The sequence below is a fragment of the Pseudomonas sp. PGPPP1 genome, assembly GCF_002255865.1.
GTDB classification, from domain to species: Bacteria; Pseudomonadota; Gammaproteobacteria; order Pseudomonadales; family Pseudomonadaceae; genus Aquipseudomonas; species Aquipseudomonas cremoris.
The window spans coordinates 53397-62099 of sequence record NZ_NKIG01000035.1; the positions used below are offsets into that span (position 1 = coordinate 53397).

The 8703-nt window shown below is 57.3% G+C and carries 12 protein-coding genes and 1 pseudogene; all 13 read right to left on the bottom strand.

Annotation, left to right across the window (positions count from 1 at the left end; genetic code table 11):
* Positions 1-3: 3 nt before the first annotated feature.
* The gene (locus tag CFE47_RS27320) at positions 4-330 is read right to left on the bottom strand and encodes a transcriptional regulator (RefSeq protein ID WP_286841809.1); all 327 of its coding nucleotides are present in this window, start codon (positions 328-330) and stop codon (positions 4-6) included.
* Complete coding sequence (gene hrpT / locus CFE47_RS27325) at positions 327-530, bottom strand: HrpT family type III secretion system protein (protein ID WP_286841811.1); 204 nt, start codon at positions 528-530, stop codon at positions 327-329. The genes CFE47_RS27320 and hrpT overlap by 4 nt, the downstream gene beginning before the upstream one ends.
* Positions 527-2674 carry a type III secretion system outer membrane ring subunit SctC gene (gene sctC / locus CFE47_RS27330; RefSeq protein WP_286841813.1) on the bottom strand — a complete coding sequence of 716 codons (2148 nt, stop codon included), beginning with the start codon at positions 2672-2674 and terminating at the stop codon, positions 527-529. The genes hrpT and sctC overlap by 4 nt, the downstream gene beginning before the upstream one ends.
* 15 nt (positions 2675-2689) lie before the next feature.
* Positions 2690-3070 carry a type III secretion system chaperone gene (locus tag CFE47_RS27335; protein WP_286841815.1) on the bottom strand — a complete coding sequence of 127 codons (381 nt, stop codon included), beginning with the start codon at positions 3068-3070 and terminating at the stop codon, positions 2690-2692.
* 16 nt (positions 3071-3086) lie between these two features.
* Positions 3087-3323, bottom strand: coding sequence for a hypothetical protein (locus CFE47_RS27340; RefSeq protein ID WP_286841817.1), 237 nt, complete (start codon positions 3321-3323; stop codon positions 3087-3089).
* Between the two features lie 104 nt (positions 3324-3427).
* Complete coding sequence (gene sctL, locus CFE47_RS27345) at positions 3428-4018, bottom strand: type III secretion system stator protein SctL (protein WP_286841819.1); 591 nt, start codon at positions 4016-4018, stop codon at positions 3428-3430.
* Between the two features lie 11 nt (positions 4019-4029).
* A complete protein-coding gene (locus CFE47_RS27350; RefSeq protein ID WP_286841821.1) occupies positions 4030-4353 on the bottom strand; it encodes a type III secretion protein in 324 nt (107 codons plus the stop codon).
* Positions 4354-4570: 217 nt separating this feature from the next.
* The gene (gene sctJ, locus CFE47_RS27355) at positions 4571-5356 is read right to left on the bottom strand and encodes a type III secretion system inner membrane ring lipoprotein SctJ (RefSeq protein WP_286841823.1); all 786 of its coding nucleotides are present in this window, start codon (positions 5354-5356) and stop codon (positions 4571-4573) included.
* 4 nt (positions 5357-5360) lie between these two features.
* On the bottom strand, positions 5361-5726 hold the full coding sequence (locus tag CFE47_RS27360; RefSeq protein ID WP_286841825.1) for a hypothetical protein: 366 nt from the start codon (positions 5724-5726) through the stop codon (positions 5361-5363).
* Positions 5727-5814: 88 nt separating this feature from the next.
* Positions 5815-5982: a hypothetical protein gene (locus CFE47_RS27365; protein WP_286841827.1), complete on the bottom strand. Its 168-nt coding sequence runs from the start codon at positions 5980-5982 to the stop codon at positions 5815-5817.
* Positions 5983-6200: 218 nt separating this feature from the next.
* Positions 6201-7124 (bottom strand): sigma 54-interacting transcriptional regulator, encoded by a 924-nt coding sequence (locus tag CFE47_RS27370; protein ID WP_286841829.1) that lies wholly within the window; start codon positions 7122-7124, stop codon positions 6201-6203.
* Positions 7125-7456: 332 nt separating this feature from the next.
* On the bottom strand, positions 7457-8557 hold the full coding sequence (ychF, locus tag CFE47_RS27375) for a redox-regulated ATPase YchF (protein ID WP_185708255.1): 1101 nt from the start codon (positions 8555-8557) through the stop codon (positions 7457-7459).
* Between the two features lie 21 nt (positions 8558-8578).
* Positions 8579-8703: pseudogene (locus CFE47_RS27380) on the bottom strand (aminoacyl-tRNA hydrolase); the annotation flags it as partial.

Here is an 8703-nt window from a genome sequence, read left to right on the forward strand (position 1 = left end):
GATTTATAGACGATGCAACGCATCAAGCCCCGCCAGCGACAGCAAGCGGTTTAGGACGTCCTCCAGTGGCCTGTCGCCCGGCACAACGCTATGCCAGAGCACCAGCGCGCCGTCGGCATTGGCAAACACGTAACAACCGTCGTACACCAATGCCTGTTCAAAACGGCGTTCCAGCACACGCTCTACTTGCCTGGGTTGCAGCGCCCCACGGTTGATCTGCAACGCCAGGCCACGTTGTGCTCCTGCCGTCATTGTGAGCACATCAACCCCTTTCGACAGGGCCACGTGAGTGGTGGCGCCACTCACTAGGTCGTCCAGGTTATAGGTCATCGTTCCAGTGAAATGGTCTGGTGATCTGAACGTTCTCCGGAGGGACCGGGCTGCGTGCGCATGTGCTCGGGCCACCAGATCACCATCTTGTCGGCGCTCGATTGTGGGCGTGAGCAGGAGTCGCCCCGGCAGGTGGCTGTACAGCCGGCCACCGCCAGCAGCAGGCTTATCAGGGTGACGCTCGACAGTACGCGGGTCATTCTGGTTGCTTCCCGGTGGGTGCGATCAAGGAGGGGCGTGAGACGCCGATGTGTTCGTCTTTCACCAACGGCCGCATGGCGATCAGTACTTCCGCTTCTTCACCCGGCTTGAGCCAGGCGCGTGGCCAGGCAGTCACCGCCAGGGTTTGTGAGTTGCTGCACTCTTTTTCATCGATACGCACATGACGGTTGTACTGGTTGCGCAGCACGACGACCGCGACGTTGAATTGAGGACCGGCGTACCACTGGCTACGTTCGGTGTTAAGCGCAAGCAGGTCACGGGTTGTACACAGGGTGTCCAGGCCCAGGGGCATCGGGCCTGGTTTAAAGGCCGTCGGCACTTGCCCGCTGACCAGGGTGGCCAACGCGTGGATCAGGTCGTTGCGTTTGATTTCGGGCGCGTGAGGCGCCACGCGGCGGGCCAGGGGCTTGAGGGCCGCCTGCAGTTCTGCCTGGTCGGCCTGCGGCAAGTAGCGCGAAGGATCGGCCTGATCGCCAATAACGCGGGGGGTGATGATGAACAGGCGCTCGCGGCGATTGTTCTTGCGTTCGGTTGACGAAAACAGTGCCTTGCCCAGCAAGGGAATATCACCCAGAAGGGGGATCTTGTTGAGGGTGTCCGCGTTTTCCGTCACATGGAAGCCGCCCACGACAAGCGAGCGTTTTTCCGCCATCACGGCTTGAGTGCTGACCGCGCCCTTGCGTACATCGGGCCCGATGCGGTTAGGGTTGGATTCATCGAAATTACCGTCTTCGATATCGATCGCCAGGTGGATCTGATGACTGCCCCGCGAGGTGATCACCCGTGGAATCACTTGGAAGCTGGTACCGACGGTGATCGGCAAAATCGTTGCGACCTCGGTACCGGCAGTGAGGTATTGCGTGCGGTTGAAGTCAATCACCGCCGGTTGGTTTTCCAGGGTCAGTACCGTAGGGTTCGATACCAGGGTTGCCAGGCCGCGCCGCTCCAGCGCCCGCACATCGGCAAAAAAACCGTCCCGGTTGGAAATGGACAATTGCGATGAAGTCCCCGGCGCAATGTTATTGACCCCACCCCGGAAATTGCCGTTCTGGAAGCCCCAGTTAACGCCAAACTCGCGCAGCTGGGTACGCTCTATATCAAGGATGATGGCGTCGATTTCCACCAGTTTGCGTGCCACGTCGAGTTGGGTGATCAGGTCGCGGTACATGCCGTGGCGCTCCGGCAAGTCATAGATCATTACCGCGTTGTTGCGCACATCGGCTTCAACCCGAATGCGCCCCGCCGACACCGGCGCGCGGGGCGTCAGCGACATTCCGTTGTTGAGTGGCGCCTGGCTGCTGGGTGGGGCGAGCATCTGGCCCAGCAGCGGGTTGCCAAGGCGGGGAAAACCCTGGGCCATGGGTGAAATCACCGCTGCACCTGATGAAGGCGCCTGAGTAGCCTGTGCGGTGGCCGAAGGCGAGCGAGGTTCGAGCAGCCCGCGCAGCATGCTGGTAACCCCGGGGATGATCATTTTTTCACCCCGGTAATCGATCTGGCGATCGGCTGCGTTCGCGAATTTCAGGGGGTACGTCAGTATGCTTTGCTTTTCGTCGACCGAGCGGCGCTGGCTGCTGAACTGCTTGATCTGCTCGATGTAGCGCTTGGGGCCGGAGACCAGCACCACGCCGTCCTCGGGTAATTCTCCCCAGCCGAAGCGGCTGTCGAGCAGCCCGATGTCGGTGAGCGCCTGCTTGAGGTCCGCCACGGTTTCGCTCGACACTTCCAGGCGTGCGGACTCTTGTTGGTCCAGGGCGCTGATGTAGAGCGTGTTGTTGTACAGGAACCACTGGAAGCGGTGTTCCATGCCCAGGCGGTCGAGCAGCGACTGCGGGGTGTTTGCGCGGATTTTGCCGTGGACGTTGCCGTCCAGCAGGCCTTCGATCTGCAACTGGGTACCAAAGGTCTGGGCGAAATCGTCGAGGACTTCCCGCAGCGGTTTGTGTTCGGCCTCATAGGCGTAGGCGGTGTTTTTCCATTCGGCAGGAATGGCAGCGAGGCTGCTATGCAGCGGTAACAACAATAGGGGCAGAGCGATCAGGCTGTACCAATTAGCGCATTTTGTAACCTTAACGGACGAGCTTGAATGCAAGCCAGAACGCTTGTGGATTTTGTTATGCATGGCAGATTCTCTGTTTCAGTACAGGGGCTTACGTAACGGTATGGCCTGGAACTTGCGCCCAGGCCTTGCCAAACGAGCGACGACGCGGCGCCAGGTGTCGCGCTGGTTGAGAAGTGCTTCGAGAGCGCTCAGCAGATGCTCCTGGCTAATGTCCCGCGCCAGGCTTTGCACCAGCCAGAGATGGCCGGTTACGGGGGAAAGCGCCAGTGCGCCCGTGAAGTGCGCCAAGCTGGCTTGCCCGAGTCGTTGCCAGGCCTGAAGGGGGTAGGTTTCGAGGCCGGGGTGAGTCAATTGAACACGCAGCACTACCTGATGCTCATGGCAATGCAGGCTAATCTCGTCATCCTGTTCAAACAGTTGGACTTGCTGTTCGCGGCGATTCAAACAGTCGCTCACTCGTTGGCGCCAACGGTCAGGCGCTGTTAGTGATGGCAAACTTCAACGTCTCTTGCAGGTAGCTCTGATAGGTCGAGCTCAGCGCCATATCGGAAACGAGGCTGGATTTTGTCTCGATCATCTGTTGGAAGAGCATCGCTCTCTCGTCGCTGTCTTCGGCGTTCAAAGCGCCGGCGCTGATTTCATCTAAGCGTTTTTCAGTGTGGGCCATTTGGCGGTATAGCTTTGGAAGTACGCGGTAATCACCACTCATGGGTTTTCTCCAGTTGGTTGCTACTTCATGTGTGGCCGCTTGTGTGTGACGGGTTCCACTGGCTGACGCATTTGTTAAAAAGTGGTGCATATCAACGCCGCCGATTACTTGAAGACAGCGCAGGGCGAGACGGGAATAAGCTGGTCGAGGGCGTCGCCCCAATTGATATGAAATCCGCCGTCTTCCGTTTCAAGCATCAGCGACTGGGCGGCGGCGTCGTTTTCGACTCGCAGTGTCCAGGGCACATCACCCACGCAAGCGAGCCATTGCTCGACGTGTTCACGGTCCAGTGGATGGCACACAAGGGTCGCCTTGATCGGTGGCAATTGAGCGTCCAGCAGTTGGTTGAGCAATGCTGTAAGACGTTGAGCGGGCAGCGCTTCATCCAGAAAGCTTCGAAGGGTTGTATTAATCACTGAGGTGGCAACCTGCTCCAGGTTGTCATGCATCGCTTGGCGCTCCGACTCCCAGCGCTGCAACTGGGCGTTGGCACGTTCCCAGAATTGTTCACTCGCGGTTTCCAGCACACTTGCGCACTGTGCTTCGGCTTGGCGTATGAGCACCTGTGCCTGGGCTTGGGCCTGTTCGAGCAACTTACGGGCCTGGGAGTAATCGGCGAGCACTTCCCAGGGGATCAGCGTTGTCGGCTGGTTGGGGGCAATGCTTTGCAGTTCGATTTTCTTGGCGCAGAACATGGTTGGATTTCTCACGGGGGCTGGCGTGGGGGGGCATTAAACAGGGTGGACGTTGCGCGCCAGAGTGCCGCTTGCCACAAGGTATCCAAGCGGCCTTGGGGGCCGACGAGCCTGGGAAACTTCTCCAGCTCAAGCACCCTGGGACGGGCAAAGCTGAGGCGCAACCGCTGCCATGTAGCAGGTGAAACCCAGGCGCGTAGGCAGTGCAGTGGGTCCTCGAACTCCAGCGGAGTCGGATCGGGTGCCAGTGCCTTGGCTAGACGCTGGCACCACAGGCGTTGATCCTCACTCAGTCGGCTGTCGGGGGTGGGGTTGCACACCTCGTTGACCAGCATAAGTACGAGGTCTCGTTGTTGGGCGCGACTCAGAACCAGTTGCAACACGGGGGCAGAAGGGCGAGGAGGGAGCTCAGGCGTGATGCCAAAAAGCTGACCTACCTGGTGATGCTGGCTGTGAGAAAGTGCAGCTATGTCCACAAAACCCGACGGTGCAGGCCAGTCAGGGTGGGCACTTTTCCAAGGGCAGGCCCACCATTGGACCCATTTGAGATCTTTACTCATGGGCGCGTAAGACAGCGGGTTCTACCAAATGGGGGGTTGTGATTCGTCGGCGCCAGAACAGCCAGGAAGTGCCTGCCAGCACGATCGCAATCATGGGGGCCATGATGCTGGTGCGCCAGAAGCCAAGGTCTTTCTCCGGTACCAGGAATGGGCCCAGATAGGTGAGTTGCTGCTGCTCCTGATAGGCCGTCGCGGGCACGAAAACAACGGTCAACTTCTGCGTATTTTCTATGGCTGAAGCCATGCCGGGGATGCTGCTGGCGACCATTCTGCGTACACGCGGTTGAATATTGTCAGGGTCCAAGCGCGGGTCATGCTTGATGAACACGGACGCGGACGCTGGCTGCACCGGTTCGCCGGGTGCGACACGCTCAGGCAAGACCACATGCACGCGCGCGACGATCACGCCGTCGATGTTCGACAAGGTGGCCTCCAGCTCCTGCGACAGCGCATAGATGTAGCGTGCGCGTTCTTCCAAGGGGGTGGAGATCACTCCCTCCTTGCGGAAAATGTCGCCCAAGGTCGAACGGGCCACTTTGGGCAGTCCAACGGCTTCCAGCGTGCGAACGGCGCGACTGATGTCATTGGCCCGTACGCGAACGACCACACCATCTTTTGCCGGAATCTTCTGCGCGCGGATCTGCTTGTCTGCCAACTCGGCAATGACTTCGTTGGCTTCCTGCTCTGACAGTTGGCGATGAAGTTCCACGCTCTCGCCGCAGCCAGCCAATATCAACGCCGATAAACACATTAATGCGATGGATAGATAGCGATACATGCGGCTATCCCATGGTGGAAATTTTATCGACGCCTTTCACCAGCAAACCGGCAACCTTGACCTGTAGCACCACGCCAAGATTCGCAGCGGCAAGCGATTCGGGCAGTGCGTGGGCTTCCTTGGACTGCTTGTTGAGCATCGTATCGCGCATGCCTCTTTTCACGCGCTTGGACGCTGCCATCGATTCAGGTGCGCTCACGGTAAACAGATTCGTGGCCGTGGAGGACGCGACGCCGTTACCGGCCTGTCCGGTATTACCCAGTTGGGCGTTGAAGAAGTTGATGTCGGAAGTTCCGCTTAGAGCTGCAGGCGTTTGAGCCTGAGTCGCAAAGGTGCCGTTTTCCGAAAGCCCTGTGTGGGTGATATACATATAAACCTCCCTCGAACATCTGTCGGTTGCTGCGCCCGATGACCGTGATGACCCCCTCAACCTGATCTGCCGAGGAGGTCGCTGTTACTTAGGCGAATCGCAGAGATTTCACGCGGCCTGCTTTTGCTGTGGTGAGCTCTTGCTCCGCTGTTTTTGCAGCTTCTTCGACAACTTTCTTTTCTTTGTTGGCGTTGATTTGGTCCAGTTGTGCTTGAGCACCGCTGCTCATGCCACCGCCAGAAGGAATAGAAGACATAGGGTCACCTTTGTATACGTCTCGATGGGAATGCTGACAGCGCTTGTTAGGCACCTGCAGCGTCTTGAGCAATCGTCAAAGTGCTCGTTTTGTGCGTGGTTAATTGTGTTGGGAGCGTTCCGAGTTATGCGTCGGCATTTGTTTTTAGATGTTTCGCAGATTGTTAAGTTAGTGTGTGTCTATGGTTGCTGGCTCGGTGTGTGCTGGTATTTATGAGGTTAGTTGCAGCGTATTTCGAGCTGTTTCATTCGATAATAGAGCGTGCGCCTGGCAACGCCCAACTCTGTTGCCGTTTTGTCAACATTATGTTCGTGACGATGCAAGGACTCTTCAATCAATGCTCTTTCTATTTGTTGCAGCTGCGCCTTTAAATTTACTTTTGTTTGTGGCTCGTGGTTCAAGGGGATCGGGGTCAAGCCCAATACGAAGCGCTTGGCGGCTGAGCGAAGTTCGCGAACGTTGCCATGCCAGCGGTGGCAAAGCAGTTGCTGCAGCAGTGTGCCCGCAGGCTTCAACGTCGGGCATCTAAAGGCGTCGGCCTCTTGTTTGATCATGTCGAGAAACAACGGAATGATGCGCTCCCTTCGCTCGCGCAGTGGGGGAAGTTGGATGCTGACAACATTGAGACGGAAATACAGGTCACGTCGGAAGGCCCCTCGCTCCACCATGTCCTGCAAGGAGTGCTGGGCGGAAGCGATGACGCGCATATCCACCTGGATGAAACGGGTCGAACCCAGGCGCTCGATTCCGCGGCACTCCAAAACCCGAAGCAGCTTGGCCTGCAGGGGCAATGGCATGCTGTCGATTTCGTCGAGGTACAAGGTGCCCAAGTGAGCGGCTTCTACAAATCCGGCTCGCGATTGCATTGCGCCGGTATAGGCGCCACTGTTGACGCCGAACAGCTGACTTTCGGCAAGGGTTTCCGGTATGGCAGCACAGTTGACCGCAACGAAGTTTCCTTTGCGCCCGGATAAACAATGTATACGTTGCGCCAAAGTGTCTTTGCCTGTGCCGGTTTCGCCGAGTAACAGAACGTCAATATTAAGCGCTGCAGTATTGTTGACAGTGGACTCGATAAGAGGGCAGTCAATGAATGATAGATCGGTAGCAGGCATGTTTATGTTTTGATTAAGGGCCGACATATTGTTGTCACTCCAATACTGTTGCCACTTGATGGAGGGCTAAGTAAAACGGAAAATATCGAAGTTGTCATTGAGTTTGCGCAAAGGCAGGGGTGACGAAATGCCTGAATTAGTAAGCTTTTAGGAAGTGCAAGAGGAAGTTTGTCGTATACGTTCTACTTGGCGTAAGGCAAGTCTTAAAGACTTGGCGAATTGTTCGAATGGGCGAGGTGTTAAGCAGGAAGTTGTTTTATAAGATGAGGTCGACAGTGTATGCGAGTATGTCTGGATTAAAAGCAGGGGCACAAAAAAGCCGATGCAGAGCATCGGCTTTTTATTCGCCGCGGTGTGGATTACACGTTGAAACGGAAGTGCATCACGTCGCCATCTTTGACGATGTATTCCTTGCCCTCCAGACGCCACTTACCGGCTTCCTTGGCACCGGCTTCACCCTTGTATTGGATGAAGTCGTTGTAGGCGATTACTTCGGCGCGGATAAAGCCTTTTTCGAAGTCGGTGTGGATCACGCCGGCGGCCTGTGGCGCGGTGGCGCCGACCTTGACGGTCCATGCACGGACTTCTTCAACACCGGCGGTGAAGTAGGTTTGCAGGTTGAGCATTTCGTAACCGGCACGGATCACACGGTTCAGGCCAGGCTCTTCCAGGCCCAGGGCCTCAAGGAACATGTCTTTTTCTTCGCCGTCATCCAGCTCGGCGATTTCCGCTTCGATCTTGTTGCACACCGGAACGACGATTGCGCCTTCTTCGTCGGCGATGGCCTTGACCACGTCCAGCAGCGGGTTGTTCTCGAAGCCATCTTCGGCCACGTTGGCGATGTACATCACAGGCTTGGTGGTCAGCAGGTGGAAGCCCTTGATCACGGCCTTCTCATCGGCGCCCATGTTCTTCATCAGGCTGCGTGCAGGCTTGCCTTCGGTGAAGTGTGCGATCAATTGCTCCAGCAGGCCTTTCTGGACCACTGCATCCTTGTCGCCGCCCTTGGCGTTACGCGCGACTTTCTGCAATTGCTTCTCGCAGCTGTCGAGGTCGGCGAAGATCAGTTCCAGGTCGATGATCTCGATGTCGCGTTTCGGGTCGACGCTGTTGGAGACGTGAATTACGTTCTCGTCTTCAAAGCAGCGGACTACGTGGGCGATAGCATCGGTCTCACGGATGTTGGCCAGGAACTTGTTACCCAGGCCTTCACCTTTCGACGCGCCGGCAACCAGGCCCGCGATATCGACGAATTCCATGGTGGTCGGCAGGATGCGCTTTGGATTGACGATGGCCGCCAGGGCGTCCAGACGCGGATCCGGCATCGGCACGATACCGCTGTTGGGTTCGATGGTGCAGAAGGGGAAGTTCTCCGCCGCAATACCGGACTTGGTCAGGGCGTTGAACAGGGTGGATTTGCCGACGTTGGGCAGGCCGACGATGCCGCAATTGAATCCCATGGTGTTTCCCCTCGGTAAGAGTCAGGCCTTCTGGCTGTGCAGGTTTTTCATCGCGCGGTTCCATTCACCGGCGAAGATATCCGGCAGCACGCCGAGGGCAAAGTCGATGCTGGCATCGAGTTTTTCCTGTTCGGCGCGTGGCGCAC

What these genes read in the sequence shown, in the direction of transcription:
- hrpT (WP_286841811.1), bottom strand. Translation starts at nt 530, where the DNA reads ATGACCCGCGTACTGTCGAGCGTCACCCTGATAAGCCTGCTGCTGGCG.
- CFE47_RS27370 (WP_286841829.1), bottom strand. Translation starts at nt 7,124, where the DNA reads ATGTCGGCCCTTAATCAAAACATAAACATGCCTGCTACCGATCTATCA.
- CFE47_RS27350 (WP_286841821.1), bottom strand. Translation starts at nt 4,353, where the DNA reads ATGCTGGTCAACGAGGTGTGCAACCCCACCCCCGACAGCCGACTGAGT.
- CFE47_RS27340 (WP_286841817.1), bottom strand. Translation starts at nt 3,323, where the DNA reads ATGAGTGGTGATTACCGCGTACTTCCAAAGCTATACCGCCAAATGGCC.
- sctC (WP_286841813.1), bottom strand. Translation starts at nt 2,674, where the DNA reads ATGCATAACAAAATCCACAAGCGTTCTGGCTTGCATTCAAGCTCGTCC.
- CFE47_RS27360 (WP_286841825.1), bottom strand. Translation starts at nt 5,726, where the DNA reads ATGTATATCACCCACACAGGGCTTTCGGAAAACGGCACCTTTGCGACT.
- ychF (WP_185708255.1), bottom strand. Translation starts at nt 8,557, where the DNA reads ATGGGATTCAATTGCGGCATCGTCGGCCTGCCCAACGTCGGCAAATCC.
- CFE47_RS27365 (WP_286841827.1), bottom strand. Translation starts at nt 5,982, where the DNA reads ATGTCTTCTATTCCTTCTGGCGGTGGCATGAGCAGCGGTGCTCAAGCA.
- CFE47_RS27320 (WP_286841809.1), bottom strand. Translation starts at nt 330, where the DNA reads ATGACCTATAACCTGGACGACCTAGTGAGTGGCGCCACCACTCACGTG.
- sctL (WP_286841819.1), bottom strand. Translation starts at nt 4,018, where the DNA reads ATGTTCTGCGCCAAGAAAATCGAACTGCAAAGCATTGCCCCCAACCAG.
- sctJ (WP_286841823.1), bottom strand. Translation starts at nt 5,356, where the DNA reads ATGTATCGCTATCTATCCATCGCATTAATGTGTTTATCGGCGTTGATA.